This window comes from Aeromonas sp. 5HA1, assembly GCF_029237245.1.
GTDB classification, from domain to species: domain Bacteria; phylum Pseudomonadota; class Gammaproteobacteria; order Enterobacterales; family Aeromonadaceae; genus Aeromonas; species Aeromonas salmonicida.
On the sequence record NZ_JAACFW010000003.1, the window covers coordinates 14,477 to 30,120 of the forward strand.

Below are 15,644 nucleotides of genomic sequence, written 5' to 3' on the forward strand. Positions count from 1 at the left end.
GGTGATCCTTTGCCCCAGCATGTGCCGCCTCTGTTCCCGCTGTGTGTCGGCGGTATGACAATTTTGTGGCAGGGGCTGCTTGTTACCCCGGTACTCGCATTTCCTGTTTCCCCTTTTCTTGGTGTCGGCAGGATAACAATGTTGTGGCAGGGCTGCTTGTTACCCTCGTTCCCTCTCTTTGCTGGCCGCGAAATGGCCGTGTGATGGTGGGGCGAGCGCATTGTCTCGCCCCGCACGAACCCGGGTTATCCCCGCCAGGCGGAGGTCAGCCGTACCAGCGCCACCAGGGTGGCGACCGCTTTTTCCATGGATTGCAGCGGGATGAACTCGTGCTTGCCGTGGAAGTTGTGACCGCCGGTGAAGAGGTTGGGGCAGGGCAGCCCCATAAAGGAGAGGCGGGCCCCATCGGTGCCGCCACGGATGGGTTTGATCTTGGGCACCACGTCGGCCGTCAGCATGGCCGCCCTGGCCAGCTCGACTATGTGCATGTGCGGCTCTATCTGGCTGCGCATGTTGCGATAGCTGTCGGTCAGGGTGAGCTCGATGCGGGCCTTGGGGGCATCCAGCTGTAGCGAGGCGACCCGCTCCTTGAGCTGGGCCTTGCGGGCGGCGAAGGCGTCATCATCAAAGTCGCGGATGATGTAGTGCAGTGTGCTCTCCTCCACAGTGCCGCTCATCTGGGCCAGGTGGAAGAAGCCCTCGTAACCGTCAGTACACTCCGGGGTCTGCTCGGGGGGCATGGCGGCATGAAAGCGGGCGGCCAGGGTCTGGCTGTTGATCATGCTGCCCTTGGCGGTGCCGGGGTGAACATTGTTGCCCGTGATGCGCACGGTGGCGCTGGCGGCGTTGAAGTTCTCGTATTCGAGCTCCCCCAGCTCGCCACCATCGACGGTATAAGCCCATTTGGCCGGGAATCTGTCCAGGGGGAAGAGATCGGCGCCACGGCCTATCTCTTCATCCGGGGTGAGACCGACCCAGAGATCGCCGCGGGGGATGTCGGGGTGGGCCAGCAGATAGTCGATGGCGGTGAGGATCTCGGCGATCCCGGCCTTGTCATCGGCCCCCAGCAGGGTAGAACCGTCGGTGGTGATGAGATCCTGCCCCAGGTAGTTTTTCAGGCAGCGGTATTGGCGAATGGCCAGTACCTCGTCCCCCTTGCCAAGGCAAATATCGCCTCCCTGATAGCTTTCGATGATCTGGGGCACCACCTGCTCGGCGGCGTAATCGGCTGTGTCCATGTGGGCGATGAGGCCGATGGCAGGGGCATCCGGCTGGTTGCCTGGCAGGCAGGCAGTCAGGTAGCCGTGCTCATCCAGGGTGACCCGGGTCAGCCCCATCTGCTCCATTTCATCTCGCAGGGCCCGGGCAAAAATCAGTTGCCCCTCGCTACTGGGACAGGCGGGATTGGTCGCATCGGAGCGGGTATGAAAAGTCACGTAACGCAGAAAACGCTCAAGCAGGGTATCCATTGGCAAGCCTCACACTTCAAACCGGTAATGAAGGGCCATTTTGGCCAATCAGGTTGCGTGTCTTACTGCGTCAGCGCAGGTTTCCCCCATTTTCTGACGCAGCGGCCTGGGAGGGATTGAGTCGGAGGTGGCAGTTTGTTGCCATTTTTCATGCATAAAAATAGCGTTTTTATTGATACGCAAGCATCGCCATAACGACAGGAAATCCCCTGAACTGCCCCCTGACAAGGCATGCAGCCTGCCATGCCCCGAGAGCAGGCTTTTCATGGGGGGCAACCGCAGGGGAATATTCTGCGCCATCCCAGAGCCAGCCTGCCTGGCAGCAAGATTTGCTCACCTTATTAAAAGCAGTTTTTGAACACTATTTTTTATTGTCACCGCTGGCGGTAAGTGTGTACACTCCGCGCCGATCCAAGGGTAACTCTGAAGCAGGCAGATGCCACCAGAAACCTGAAAGATCATACGCCTATAGGGCGAGGCACGCAGAAACGACAGACACTGCTGGGGTATGGTTTCTTTAATACCGGTTAGGCTCCGGTATCAGGGAGAACAACGGACACTCATTAACCATCTGACCGAGTGAGCCAGCGGCTCATCATCTTCCCTTGTCATGGGCGGTCACTGGTGTTGGGTAGGCTGTGGTTGTTGTCGTCTATCAACACGCTTGCGTGCTGACGCCTTCGCTTCTCTTCCTTGAAACCTCCCTTGTCGTTGTGATGGTGCCGAATGATGAACTGACGGCGTGGCTGATGCTGTCTGTCATCAAAGTACCGCGGCGCCCCCGTTAAGGTGGCACCGCATACCGTTGAGCTTGATGTAAAGCCACCAGCCCCACATCAAGACTCGTTACTTCCCAAGATCCACCAGGCAGCCTTTGGCTTGCCGCGATGTGCAATAGCTGGATGTGATGGAAGGTAACAAGTGGTGAAACGAAGGCGGTCATCCGTCGCGCTTTCATGACTCGTTGCTGTTCAGATCCCACCAGGCAGCCTTGGCTTGCCGCAACTTGCAATCGATGGTCTGGATGTGATTGAGGGTAACGAAGGCGGCCACTGGTCGCTCATTTGCGAGGCATAGCCCATGACTAACTGGTCCAGCAAGGACTCCTTGAAGGTCTACAACGTTCCCTACTGGGGTGCGGGTTTTTTCAACATCAATGACGCCGGTCATGTGACCGTCGCTCCCGACAAATCGCGCCCTGATGCACACATTGTCATCTCTGATGCCATCGAACAGTTGCGCCAGTCCGGTTTGACCACTCCCGTGTTGCTGCGTTTCCCCGACATCCTCAAGAGTCGGGTCGATGCACTGTTCAACGCTTTTGGTCAGGCCATCGAGAAGTCAGGCTATGAAGGGGATTACCTCTGTGTTTACCCGATCAAGGTAAACCAGCAGAGTCGAGTCATCGAGACCATCAGCCAGTCTTACAGCGACAAGCCACGTCTTGGCCTGGAAGCGGGTTCCAAACCGGAGCTGCTGGCCGTGCTCTCCCATCACCATGAGCAAGGCTCGGTGATCGTCTGCAACGGTTACAAAGACCGCGAATATATCCGCCACGCCCTGCTCGGCAACCTGATGGGCCACAAGGTCTACATAGTGGTGGAAAAACCCTCCGAACTGGAAATGGTGCTGGACGAGTCAGCTCGCCTCAACATCAAGCCCAATATCGGGGTACGTGCCAAGCTCGCGTCCACCGGCTCCGGCATGTGGGAATCGAGCGGCGGCTCCATGTCCAAATTTGGTCTCTCCGCCTCCCAGATCCTGGCGCTGGTCGAGCGTCTGCGCAGCCTGGACAAGCTGGATTGCCTGCAACTGCTGCACTTCCATCTGGGCTCCCAGATCGCCAACATCCGTGACATTCAGGGCGGTATCCGCGAGTGCGGTCGCTTCTATTCCGAGTTGCGTCGTCTGGGTGTGCCCATCGACGTGGTCGACGTCGGCGGTGGCCTGGGTGTGGACTATGAGGGCACTCGCTCCCAGAGCCACTGCTCCGCCAACTACAGCCTGTCCGAGTACGCCAACAACGTGGTGTGGGGCATCGGCGATGTGTGCCGCGAGTTTGATCTGCCGCACCCGACCATCATCAGCGAGTCTGGCCGTGCCCTGACCGCTCACCACGCCGTGCTGGTCACCAATCTGATTGGTGCCGAAGGGGTGGAGATGAGCGACATCAGCGCGCCGGATGAGGATGCGCCGACCCTCTTGCAGAACATGTGGCAAGGGTGGCTGGACCTGCGCGGTGAAGATCCCTCTTTGCTGGAGATCTTCCACGACTCAGTGGCGGATCTGGGTGATGTGAATGCCCAGTACACCATGGGCTTGCTCAATCTGGAGCAACGCGCCTGGGCCGAGATGCTGCACCAAAACACCTGTCTGGCACTGAAAGAGATGCTCAACCCGGTCAACCGCAACCACCGCGCCCTGGCCGACGAGCTCTCCGAGAAACTGGCCGACAAGTGCTTTGCCAACTTCTCCCTGTTCCAGTCCCTGCCTGATGCCTGGGGTATCGGTCAGGTGTTCCCCGTGATGCCGCTGACCGGGCTCGATCGTCCGCTCAGTCGTCGTGGCATCCTGATGGACATCACCTGTGACTCCGACGGTCAGGTTGAACACTACGTCGATGGCCTGGGTGTTGAAAGCACGCTGCCGATGCCGCAGTATGAAGAGAACGAAGTGTGCTACGTCGGTTTCTTCCTGGTCGGTGCCTATCAGGAGATCCTGGGGGATCTGCACAACCTGTTCGGTGACACCCACTGCGCGGAAGTGTGTCTCGATGAAGAGGGCAAGATGGACATTCGCAATGTGGTGCGCGGCGATACCGTCGACCAGCTGCTGCGTTACGTCAACATCGACCCCTCCGTCATTCGCGAGAACTACCAGCGTATTGTCTCCCACCCGGCGCTGGATGACGCGACTCGCAAAGCCCTGCTCGACGAGCTGGAGCTGGGTCTGCAAGGCTACGCCTATCTGGAAGACGAATAAGCCTCAGGCTTGTTCACCCCGTCGGTGGAAACAAAAAGACGGGAATGAAAAAACGGCGCCTTCGGGCGCCGTTTTTGTTGATGGCATCTCATCCCCTTCCCGAAAGCAGGGAAGCGGACAGCCATCTTCATATGAGTGGTGGATGGCGGTAGTGCGCGGCTCAGGGCACGGATCCGGCAGATATCCGCCTCAGCCAGCCTCTTCCCTTGATCTGCATCAAGCCTGTCGCGGGCGGGTTATTTTACGGTCAGGAGTGATGTGGGTGGTATGTAACAAAAGGATGTGACTATGGAACTGGAAAGGGACCCGAGATGCTATACCGACCTCTGTATCGACGGTAAGTGGTACCACTATGACCACTGCAGCACGCATGTCTACATGCTGATGGGGGGCGCGGCCCCGAGTCTGGAGCTGACCCATGAGCCCCGCAGCGAAGAGGAGCTGATCGAGATGCTCCAGCAACTGGCCCGCTTCTGACGCAGGCTGTCTGCGGCTCGTCACATGGCCATCGGACACCTTGCCGCGATGGCCACTTATCGTCTCTTGCTGGTTTTCTGCTAACGATGCCTGCTGGCGACTTCGGTTAACGAGTCTTGTCAGCGTGTTTTGCCGCCCAACAACCCCTTGCCGACGTCCATCAGGGCGATCGCCGCAGCGTAGCCACTGTCTGATTTGCCCATCTCGTCTGCCACGTAGAGGAAGTTGGATTTGTATTTCTCGACGGCCTCACTGCGACTCGCGGCATCGATAAAGTCTTCTTGTACCTCGAATCCCTGCGCCAGCAGCGCCTCTTTCTCGGTCAGAAAGGTGGGGGAGGCCATGTCGATAAATGTGTACTGCTGCCGGTTGGATGCCGGAATGGAGAAAAACTGGTATCTAGCCATGTGCGATTCCTCGCCTGTACGGGTGATAAATGATGTGACCTTCTTCTCGTCGAACTGTCCCCTTGGGCGCCATGATAAACGGCCATAAAAAGTAACGTTCGAGTCTTGTTTTTGCTCGAGATTACCCTGACTCAAAGCACGGCACAACGAAAATGTGCGACTTTTTTCGCCAAGAAAAAAATGAAGTGTTTTCCTCCTCCTGACAATGAAAGTCAGGCCCACTCTGGTCAGGTTTTCATGGCCGCACTGTTTCAGCGCGCATAGCTTGGGGGATTGCCCCGGCCGATTGAAGCCTGGGTCCTGCTCGTCTTGTCCCGTTTGTATCTGTGTCCGTACGGCACATCTGTTATCATCATGGCCTTTCATGCCACTTATCTAATTGAACTTGCTGGAGAAACCATGTCTCGAACCCTTTATCTGCTTCGTCACGGCCAGACCCGCTATAACGCCGAGCAGCGGTTGCAGGGGCGCTGCAATTCCGACCTGACTGACAAGGGGGAGGTGCAGGCCACCGCCATGGGGGCTCGTCTGCGCGACGTGCTGGACGAACCCGCAGGCTGGACTCTCTACGCCAGCCCCCTTGGCCGAGCTCGGCAGACGGCGCTGTTGGTGTGCCAGCAGCTGGGGCTCGATAGTGAGCGCATCGTCTGGGATGAGCGACTGGTGGAGTTGAACATGGGGGAGTGGGAGGGCTGCCGGGTATCGGATCTGGTGGCAGCTCACCCCGAGCTTGATATCAGCCAGCCGGACTGGTATCTGCAGGCGCCCAGTGGTGAAGATTTTCAATGCATACAGCGCCGGGCCCAACAGTGGCTGCAGGATGATCGCATTGCCGAGCGCGCCATCGTGGTTTCCCACGGTTTGTTTGGCGCCATGCTGCGCGGTGCCTATGCCGACATCGACTACACCACCACCTGGTCACAAGACCTGCCGCAGGATGCTTTCTTCAAACTCAGCGGCGGCCAGATCGAGCGGATTGAGTGCTGACCCCGACGAAAACGGCTCGCCACTGGCGAGCCGTTTTCTTTAACAGGAGTTAGCCAACCGCCAACTTTGCTGCTTCTTTCCACATGAAGGGAGGCATCGGAGTAGCCAACCGCCATTTGATGTTCATCGGCTGGCTGCCGCTATGGGAGATGTACTCCACTTCGCCAAAGTTCACAAAGCCAAGGGTGCGGCCAAATTCATCTTTGCTCTGCTCACGGACGAACAAAAACAAGCGCTTACCCTCTGCTCTGTGTTGAATGTAACTCAGGCCCTTACCCCGCTCGGGGCGAGCGCTGTTTTGGCTCTGCCAATGGAACAGTGACTCATTGATGGCGTAGTCGTGATAACGGGTGGTAGGGGAGAAGTGCTGCTCCGTTTTGTTCAGGGTCACGAACAGCAACTCGATATTTTGCTCTGCGATGACATACACCCCTTCTCTAGCTGGTGGTTGCTGCTCGAAACTGGTAGCACCAAAGCCAACCAGCACCTGCTCTCTGGCATATCGGGCATGCAGTTGCAGCGGATTACCGGGAAGGTCAGGCATGGCTAGTTGTTCGTGCTGCACCCGATTGATCAGCATGGGTAGCAGGTCTGCCAACTCGGCCCTTAACGCTGGTTGATTGAGTTGTTTCAGGCTGTGTGCCAAGGAGCTAAAGCCTGCGTTGGGGCCGCTCTGTTGCCAGAAGTCGTAGTGGCACATCAACGCCATACGTTCATCGTGCTCAGCCGTTAAGGTAAAGGCATCTGCTACCAAGGTTTGTAAGAATTTCAAGTAATGGAGCGCATCGCAGCCTAGTAGCCGGGTTTTGATGGCCCGGGTGTAGAGGGTAGATAGCTTCTCATCGCTCATTTCAGAAATGCTATGGTTGCGGGCCTGTTTGACCAAGGTGCTCCAGTTACCGCGCTTGTAGATCTCCTCAATGCTGATATGAGGGTAAAACTTCAAAAAGTTCGCCAACGTCAGCGGTAAATCGCAATCCTGCGAGAAACGGCGGATCAGGCCCATGAGTCGCGAGGTATTGAGGGTCGCCTTCTTGATATTGCTCAGAATTAACTCTTGGGTCTGTTTTGAGAGCTCGATGCGGCAGCCCAAGGGCGCGTGAGGGAAGCCCTGTTTGATTTCGTGGCTGATCGCCTTATTGGTTTTACCCACCAGTGCCCGAAATTTCTGGGCAAAGTCATATTCCGCATGGGCATTGCCAACAAAGTCCAACACGGTGCAGCACTCTTTATTGCTCGCCAGCCGCAGGCCCCGCCCTAATTGCTGCAAGAAGATGGTGAGGCTTTCCGTTGGTCGTAAAAACAGCAAGGTATCGACTTCCGGGATATCGACACCTTCGTTAAAGATGTCCACCACGCAGAGAATATTGATAACGCCGGTACGCAAATCCTGTTGTTTACTATGGCGCTCGTCTCGGTTATCGCTGGTGAGGATGTCAGCCTTGATGCCCTTCAATAAAAATGCCTTGCACATAAAATCGGCATGTTCGCGGCTCACACAAAATGCCAGCGCTTTGATCTTGGTAATATCGGTGACGATCTCATCGAGGCTCTGGACTATCTTCTGTACCCGCTGCTGATTGTGGGTATAGATATTGGTGAGCTCAGTGATGTCATAACGACCATGTTTCCAAGCGACTTGGCGCAAGTCAGTATCATCATCGATACCAAAATATTGGAATGGGCAGAGATGGCGACGATTGATGGCCTCGGGCAAGCGGATTTCTGCTGCGATCACACCACAAAAGTCAGCAAGAATATCACCGCCATCATGGCGCTCTGGCGTTGCGGTCAATCCCAACAGAATGTGAGGATCAAAGGCTGCGAGCAAACCACGATAACTGGCCGCCGCAATATGGTGAACCTCATCGATGACGATGTAATCGAAATAGTCTGGGCTAAGGCGCAACGTAGCCAGCTGGTTATTCAAGGATTGCACCGAGGCAAATAGCTGACGGTAGTGGGTTGGCACGGCGCCGCCGACCAAGAGTTCGCCAAAATTGGATTGCTTGAGCACACCGCGGTACGAGGCCAATGCTTGGCGCAAGATCTCCTCTTTGTGGGCGACAAACAGAAACTTGGCGTCGGGTTTGGTTTTCAGAAAACGTGCAAAATCAAAGGCGGAGATCAGGGTTTTCCCTGTACCGGTGGCCGCAACCACCAAGTTACGAAAGCGCTGGTGTAAAGAGCGCTCCATCGCCAATTGCTCAAGGATCTCCTGTTGATGGGGAAACGGCGTGATATCAAAGAAATAGGCAGGACTATTTTTGTCACCATCCCCACGGGCCTCTTGCAGCGCATGCTTTAATTTCGTGCGGCTTTCGAGCTTGCCATCGAACAGCTCAAAATCATCGGACTCCCAATAGGTTTCAAAGGTACTCAGGGATTTCTCAATAATATGAGGGATCTCTTGCGAGGTGATTTTTAGGTTCCACTCCAAGCCACTGGTGAGGGCAGAATGAGAGAGGTTGGATGAACCTATATAGCCGGTATGAAAGCCAGTATTTCGGCAAAAGAGATAGCTTTTGGCATGCAACCGCTCGCGCTGGGTGTTATAGCTGAGTTTGACTTCAGTGTTGGGCAGGCTAGCTAAAAATTCGACCGCCTTGGCGTCGGTTGCCCCCATATAAGAGGTGGTAATCACTTTTAATTGGCGGCCGCTGCGAGTGAACTCTTCCAGCTCATGACGGAAAATACGGATACCTGCCCATTTGATAAATGAGACCAGCCAGCAGATGCTATCTGCCGATAATATCTCCCGTTTAATCTCCGACTCCATCGACAAACCCGCATTGCTGCCGCAGAACAGCTCACTTTGCGTCAGACCTGTCAGAGGGAAAATATCCTCGGCATATTGCTTTAAATTGGCTGAGATGGGGCTATCCAACTGGTAGAGCGCCGTCAGAATTTTTCCCTGACTATTGATGAGGTTCTCGCCAATAAAGTCTGGGTCTTGCGTGCGATCCTTTAGCCAAAGCAATAACTGGTTAGCCAGCTCAATCTGCCGTTGCAGCTGATCCTCTCCAGTGACCGAGCCCACCGCATATTCCAAAACCCGGCTCAGAAATCGCGATAACCAGACTGCCGCTTCGGCAGGTTCAAGCTGGCGTTCCCCTACGTAAAAGCGCTCGCGGTCGAGTCGAGATGTCAGCAGTTGAGTAATGAGTTGTTCATAAATACCGCATTGTTGCATCGCACACAGGCCTTGAACGTTGTACATGAGGGTGGCGAGAAGAGTATCATTTTTCCCAACCAAATCAGTAAGCTGTTGTCGCCTGTTACTCGTTTGAAAATCGCCCCGGTTTTCGGTAATAAAGCCCGGCAGTGACAACCACAGGGAGGTGGTGATGGATCCGGTTTCTTATCTTTTTTCGGCCTATCTCAATCTGGTACAGCAGCAGGTGTCGGATCACTACGGCACAGAGCCCAAGACGTTGGTGGTGGAATATGAGGGGGAGCAGGTGCCCTTTGCTTTCCAGTTTTGGCAGATCCAACCCAAAAGCGTCTGTCGCTCTTATGAACAGGATGTGCGGCGCTTTAGCCAGTGTACGGTCAAGGCGGCTGCTCTGTTTCAGACGCTCTGCGATGATCTGACTCGACAGGATGATAGCAGCTGGCAACTGCCCAAATTTCGCACCATGTACTGCTCGGCGGCTATCAGCTATCGGCCAATGATTGCGGAGATTGGGGATGCCCAGCAGAGTCCGGCCAAGCTGGCGGAGCGCGCCTGCAATCAGGCGATTTTGGCTGCGATGGACAGTGACGATGAGACCTTACTGGCCCAGCGCGACAAAGCGTGCGCCGCGGTGCAGTGAGGCGGATTTATTTGACAACATACTCACTTGGCTTGTCTGTGCGCGCCACGACACACATCCGCTTCTCCTTGCCGGGTATGATGGGGTTGCTCACGGTTGTGGAAAGCGTCGGGCATTCATGGGCATATGCCTGCTACATCAGCCAGATCACCACCAGGAGGAACCATGATCAGCCACATCGACCATCTGGTATTGACGGTTAGTGATATTGAGCGGGCCGTGGCGTTTTACAGTTCGGTGCTCAAGATGGAGGCCATCACCTTTGGTGCAGGGCGCCGGGCGCTGCGTTTTGGCAACCAGAAGATCAATCTGCAATTGCCGGGGCAGGAGTCGCGCAACCGGGCTCAGGTGGGGGCGGGGGATCTTTGCCTCATCACCCGTTGGCCGCTGGCACAGGTCATCGCTCAGCTTGCCAGCCACGGGGTGGCGATAGTCGAAGGGCCCGTCACCAAGAGCGGCGCCTGCGGGCCCATCGAATCAATCTATTGCCTCGACCCGGATCAGAATCTTGTCGAGATCAGCCGCTATCCTTGAGCCCGGCTGTCAGCTGATTGCCAACTCCTGCTTCTTGTCGCTTGCCTAAAAAGGTAAATCCGGCGTGTCTGTTTCCTGTAAAAACGTCTCTATCTCTGCCTCATAGGCGGCATCGGTGCGCTTGTCGCTGGCCGGTTTCGCCTGGGGTGAGGCGAGTGGCGATGGGGGCTGAAGGGGCGCCGCCAGTGTCTCCATGACCCTCTCTTGCAGATAGGGATAGAAGGGGTTGGAGGAGGTGCGGGTGAGGGCGCCTGGATTGACGATCAACATGCCGCGCTCCCCGCGCAGGGCCAGCCCGCCCAGGTTGATACCGTACTGGTTCATTTGCTCCGGGCGCGGCGCCATGCCGTAGAGGGGATCGTCCATGGGGAAGGGCAGCGCCACGTGGGAGAGGGAGTAGATCTCCTTGGGGTAGTCGATGCCAAGGGGGCGAACTTGCTCGAGCATGCTGCCTGCGACCATCGTTTTGGCCTGGGTCTGGGGGCTGGACGCCGCCTCGTTGCCCACCACTGTCAGCCGATAGGGCTGGGGCTGGCTCGGCAGCAGATGGCTAAGGGCCAGCTCGGAGGCACTATTGAGCAAGGGGCCGAAGACAGAGCCGCGATTGATGTCGAACAGCACCAGCTCGCTGCCGTTGGCCGGCAGAAAGTGGTAGAGATCGGCGATGATGGAGCGGGTGCTGACCGTGTAGTCCATCACCGACTGGAAGGTGAGTGCCGGCGGGAAGGCCGCCAGTTCACCGCTGGTTGCCAGTTGGCGCACCTGCTGCTGAATGGCGTGGGTCAGCCGGTAGGATTGACGTGCCCCGTTGACCGGGAAGGAGTTGTATTTGAACGGGTTGAATTCGGGCATGATGCCGAGCCAGGCCGCGTTGGCAAAGGCGGGCAGCAGGGCGGGTACTGCCTTCAATCCGGCGAAACGGGCAAAGCGGGTCACCCCTATCATGGGGGAGATGAGCACCAGCCGATCCGGCCTTGCCAATGTCCCCGTTTTGTCTTCCAGCGCATCCAGCGCGTATTTCACCGCCAGCGCGCCGCCGTTGGAAAAACCCACCAGATGCAGTGGCAGCGGGCCCGGGGCTTGTACTCTGGCCTCGCGCACCGCCAGTCGTGTGGCCGCCAGCCAGGTCTCCCACGCCATATTGACCAGCCCGGCCGGCACTGTGCCGTGGCCGGGTATGCGCAAACCAAGGGCGATAAAGCCCCGCTCGCGATAGCGCTGGGCCAGGTGGCGCAGGCTGTAAGGGGAATCGGTCAGGCCGTGCAGGAACACGGCTACTCCCTTCACCTCGCCCTCGGGGCGCAGCAGGTAGGAGCGATTCCAGTCGTCTTGAAAGCGGGCTGGGTTGATGGGCGAGCCCTGATAGTAGCGATTGCCCGCCAGCTGTTGCTCCGGCGGCGTCTTGGCGACCACCTCCTGCTCCACCAGATCGAACAACTGTTGCTCGCGGGCCTGATAGGCTGGCCAGTCGCTGCTATCCAGTTCGTCGGCGCTGAGCTCGGGGGGAATAAAGGTATGCCACAGCTGCAGCGGCGCAGCCTGCCAGGCGAAGTAGGCGATCACCCCCCAAGCGACCAGCAGCGCAAGCAAGAGGGTCAGAAGAGAGCGGCGAAGGAGGCGACGGGTACGAGCCAGCATGGTGTGATCCCTGGGCGATGGCGGTCGGGGCGAACTGCAGTCAAGCTGGCTCGCCGTGTCTGTCTGAACAGTTCAAACCTTGAAGCAAGGCTTAAAGCCTAATGTAAACAAGGTGATAAGTACAGGTGGCGGGCGATCGTCAAGACCATGAAAAGACGGCAGCCCATGGGCTGCCGTCTGGTGTTGCACGTCGTGCTCAATGCTTGCTGATGGCTCATCCTTGCCGGGACTAGCAGACTCCCTGCGCCAGCATGGCATCGGCCACCTTGACGAAACCGGCGATATTGGCGCCGCTCTCATAGTTCACGTGGCCCTGCTCCTCTTCACCGTAACGCACACAGGTGGCGTGTATGCTGGTCATGATCCCCTTGAGGCGGGCATCCACCTCCTCCCGTGTCCAGGAGAGGCGCTGGGCATTCTGGCTCATCTCAAGCCCGGAGGTGGCGACGCCCCCTGCATTGGCCGCCTTGCCCGGGGCAAACAGCACCTTTGCCTCATGAAAGACTTTGATGGCGGCGGCGCAGCTCGGCATGTTGGCGCCCTCGGCCACCAGCTGTACGCCATTGGCGACAAGTGCGGTGGCGTCTTCTTCCCCCAGCTCGTTCTGGGTGGCGCAGGGCAGGGCTATCTGGGTCGGCAGGTGCCAGGGTGTGCGGCCACTGAAATACTCCAGCCCCTGATCATGGGCATAATCGGCGATACGCTGGCGTTGCTCGTTCTTGAGCTCCATCAATCTGGCGAGTTTGTCGGGGGTGAAACCGTCAGGATCATAGACTGTGCCACCCGAGTCGGAGGCGGTGATCACCTTGGCACCCAGCGCCATCGCCTTCTCGATGGCATATTGCGCCACGTTGCCGGAGCCCGACACAGAGACAGTCATGCCCGCCAGCGACTGGTCACGGTTGGCCAGCATGGCCTCGACAAAATAGAGCAGGCCGTAGCCGGTGGCCTCAGGGCGAATGAGGCTGCCCCCAAACGAAAGCCCCTTGCCGGTGAAGATACATTCGGCGCTGTTGGTGAGCTTCTTCATCATGCCTGCCATGTAGCTCACCTCGCGCCCGCCCACCCCGATATCGCCGGCAGGCACATCGGTATTGGCCCCCAGATGACGGTAGAGCTCCAGCATCAGCGCCTGACAGAAGCGCATCACTTCCCCCTCGCTCTTGCCCTTGGGGTCAAAATCGCTGCCGCCCTTGCCGCCACCCATGGGCAGGGTAGTGAGGGCGTTCTTGAAGGTCTGCTCGAAGGCGAGGAACTTGAGCACAGAGAGATCCACAGAGGGATGAAAACGCATGCCCCCCTTGAAGGGGCCGATAGCCGAGCTGTGCTGGATGCGATAGCCGCGATTGACTTGCACCTTACCCTTGTCATCGACCCAGCTTATTCGAAACTGGATAAGTCGCTCCGGCTCCACCAGCCGCTCCAGCAGGCCCTGTTGCAGGTAGCGGGGGTGACGTTCCACGTAAGGCCAGATGGAGGCGATCACCTCGCTCACTGCCTGAATAAATTCCGGTTGATGGGGATTGCGGCTGGCCACCTGGGCCAGAAAATCCGCCTGAGATAGGGAATGACTCATCTGTAACTCCTGTAGTGAATGATGAAATTGGCCTCTTGCCAGAGAAAAGCGCATGCCGTGCATCCAAATTTATGATTTGTGTTGGGGATGAATGCGGACAAAAATTCTATCTTGTACCGAGTTTGCCAACGATTGTTGGATTAGCCGCCGAAAACGACAGAATGCAGACAGGGTCATGGCAAGATAATTCGCGCAGATTTGAATCTTTTTATGCGTTTTTATTTAATAAATAGCAAGGTGCTTCTTTATAGGATGTGGCGTGATGGCAAGCGGGCTGCATATTGTGTGAATGTTACATGCCCGCGCCGAGCGCCGTTTTTCTGTCCGGCCTGCGACCGTATTTTGTGTTTTTTTCTCAGCCCTCTGGATCCTGACCCCGTCGTCTGGTCCGCGTTATCAGGAAATAGGCTTGCGGTATGCGGTGATGAGAGTGGGATCCAGGCACACAGGACCGGAGTGGGTGACAAGTATCCGGCGTGCTGGACGGGGCAATATGCTACTGTATCGGCGTTTTTTGATGGTTAAGCTGGCCTTGGCCTTTTTGAAGATGGAATGGTATGCAGAACTTTGACGTAGTGAGCCGGCTGATGCAGCAAACAGCCTCCCCGACGATGCCGGCACCGGCAACCGTGCAACTGGATGGGGCTATCAGCCTGTGGCAGGTGACCCATGCTGGCTAATGAATCCATGCGCCTGAACAAGTACATCAGCGAGAGCGGCATCTGCTCGCGCCGCGAGGCCGACCGCTTTATCGAGCAGGGTCAGGTCTTTATTAACGGCAAGCGGGCCGGGATCGGCGATCAGGTGTTTGCCGGGGATCTGGTCAAGGTCAATGGTCAGGTGATCGAGGCGCGGGAAGCCGACAGCCTGGTCTTTATCGTGCTCAACAAGCCGGTGGGCATAGTCTCCACCACGGAGGCGGGCGAGAAGGACAATATCGTCGATTTCGTCAACCACAGCACCCGTGTCTTCCCCATAGGGCGGCTCGACAAGGACTCCCAGGGGCTCATCTTCCTGACCAACCACGGCGATCTGGTCAACAAGATACTGCGGGCGGGCAACGATCACGAGAAAGAGTACCTGGTGACCGTCGACAAGCCGGTGACCGATGACTTTATCAAAGGGATGGGGGCCGGTGTGCCTATCCTCGGGGCCGTCACCAAGAAGTGCAAGGTGAAGAAAGAGGCGCCCTTCGTGTTTCGCATCACCCTGGTGCAGGGGCTGAATCGCCAGATCCGCCGCATGTGCGAGCACTTCGGCTTCGAGGTGACCAAGCTGGAGCGCATTCGCATCATGAACGTCAGCCTCAAGGGGTTGCCGGTGGGCGAGTGGCGCGATCTGACCGACGATGAGCTGATCGAGCTGTTCAAGCTGATTGAGGACTCCTCCTCCGAAGTGAAACCGGCCAAAGGCGACAAGCCCAAGGTAGCCAAAGCCGCTGTTGCTCAAACCGGCAAAGCGGCGCAAGGCAAAAAGCCGCGCCGGGATGATGACCACGAGATTGGCGGCCGCCCCAATGTGCCGGGCCCGGAAGCCTTCGAGAAGAAGATCCCCGTGGGCAAGGGGGCTGTTGGCAAAGGCGGCACCGGTAAAGCCGCCACGGGCAAAGGCAGTGCAGGTAAAGGGGCGCCCAACAAGGGCAGCAAACCGGCCGCAGCCAAACCGCGTGCCGGCCAGTCCGGCCGCCAGAAGAAGGGGCGCTGAGGCGTAACCCTGAGCTGCGTCAGCCTCCCCATTTGTTATCCCCAAAAACACCGGC

12 protein-coding genes are annotated in these 15,644 nt (G+C 57.4%); 7 read left to right on the plus strand and 5 right to left on the minus strand.

Annotated elements, in window-relative coordinates; all coding sequences use genetic code 11:
- Window positions 1–245: 245 nt before the first annotated feature.
- On the minus strand, window positions 246–1,469 hold the full coding sequence (gene pepT / locus GWQ27_RS03745; RefSeq protein ID WP_275906707.1) for a peptidase T: 1,224 nt from the start codon (window positions 1,467–1,469) through the stop codon (window positions 246–248).
- 1,080 nt (window positions 1,470–2,549) lie between these two features.
- On the opposite strand from pepT, the gene speA reads away from it, so the two are divergent.
- Window positions 2,550–4,451 (plus strand): biosynthetic arginine decarboxylase, encoded by a 1,902-nt coding sequence (speA, locus tag GWQ27_RS03750; protein WP_275906708.1) that lies wholly within the window; start codon window positions 2,550–2,552, stop codon window positions 4,449–4,451.
- A gap of 288 nt (window positions 4,452–4,739) precedes the next feature.
- Complete coding sequence (locus tag GWQ27_RS03755; protein ID WP_005309974.1) at window positions 4,740–4,928, plus strand: hypothetical protein; 189 nt, start codon at window positions 4,740–4,742, stop codon at window positions 4,926–4,928.
- 119 nt (window positions 4,929–5,047) lie between these two features.
- On the opposite strand, the gene GWQ27_RS03760 is transcribed toward GWQ27_RS03755, so the two are convergent.
- Complete coding sequence (locus GWQ27_RS03760) at window positions 5,048–5,335, minus strand: hypothetical protein (RefSeq protein ID WP_005309977.1); 288 nt, start codon at window positions 5,333–5,335, stop codon at window positions 5,048–5,050.
- 399 nt (window positions 5,336–5,734) lie between these two features.
- Here GWQ27_RS03760 and GWQ27_RS03765 point away from each other — a divergent pair, with 399 nt between their 5' ends.
- Entirely contained in the window at window positions 5,735–6,322 is a 588-nt protein-coding gene (locus GWQ27_RS03765; RefSeq protein WP_275906709.1) for a histidine phosphatase family protein, read from the plus strand.
- A gap of 49 nt (window positions 6,323–6,371) precedes the next feature.
- Here GWQ27_RS03765 and GWQ27_RS03770 read toward each other — a convergent pair whose 3' ends face one another.
- Window positions 6,372–9,515, minus strand: coding sequence for a DEAD/DEAH box helicase (locus GWQ27_RS03770; RefSeq protein ID WP_275906795.1), 3,144 nt, complete (start codon window positions 9,513–9,515; stop codon window positions 6,372–6,374).
- Window positions 9,516–9,669: 154 nt separating this feature from the next.
- Between GWQ27_RS03770 and GWQ27_RS03775 the strand changes: the two genes are divergently transcribed.
- Both GWQ27_RS03775 and GWQ27_RS03780 read left to right on the plus strand, forming a co-directional pair.
- On the plus strand, window positions 9,670–10,137 hold the full coding sequence (locus GWQ27_RS03775) for a hypothetical protein (RefSeq protein ID WP_265431123.1): 468 nt from the start codon (window positions 9,670–9,672) through the stop codon (window positions 10,135–10,137).
- Window positions 10,138–10,302: 165 nt separating this feature from the next.
- On the plus strand, window positions 10,303–10,671 hold the full coding sequence (locus GWQ27_RS03780; RefSeq protein ID WP_275906710.1) for a VOC family protein: 369 nt from the start codon (window positions 10,303–10,305) through the stop codon (window positions 10,669–10,671).
- A 45-nt stretch (window positions 10,672–10,716) separates the two neighbouring features.
- Here GWQ27_RS03780 and GWQ27_RS03785 read toward each other — a convergent pair whose 3' ends face one another.
- Together GWQ27_RS03785 and gdhA are read right to left on the minus strand one after the other, a co-directional pair.
- Window positions 10,717–12,309 (minus strand): alpha/beta hydrolase, encoded by a 1,593-nt coding sequence (locus GWQ27_RS03785; protein ID WP_275906711.1) that lies wholly within the window; start codon window positions 12,307–12,309, stop codon window positions 10,717–10,719.
- Window positions 12,310–12,538: 229 nt separating this feature from the next.
- Window positions 12,539–13,885, minus strand: coding sequence for an NADP-specific glutamate dehydrogenase (gdhA, locus tag GWQ27_RS03790; RefSeq protein ID WP_212540547.1), 1,347 nt, complete (start codon window positions 13,883–13,885; stop codon window positions 12,539–12,541).
- 557 nt (window positions 13,886–14,442) lie between these two features.
- Here gdhA and GWQ27_RS03795 point away from each other — a divergent pair.
- Complete coding sequence (locus tag GWQ27_RS03795) at window positions 14,443–14,565, plus strand: hypothetical protein (protein WP_275906712.1); 123 nt, start codon at window positions 14,443–14,445, stop codon at window positions 14,563–14,565.
- Window positions 14,555–15,589 (plus strand): 23S rRNA pseudouridine(2604) synthase RluF, encoded by a 1,035-nt coding sequence (rluF, locus tag GWQ27_RS03800; RefSeq protein WP_275906713.1) that lies wholly within the window; start codon window positions 14,555–14,557, stop codon window positions 15,587–15,589. Before GWQ27_RS03795 ends, rluF begins: the two co-directional genes overlap by 11 nt.
- Window positions 15,590–15,644 lie beyond the last annotated feature (55 nt).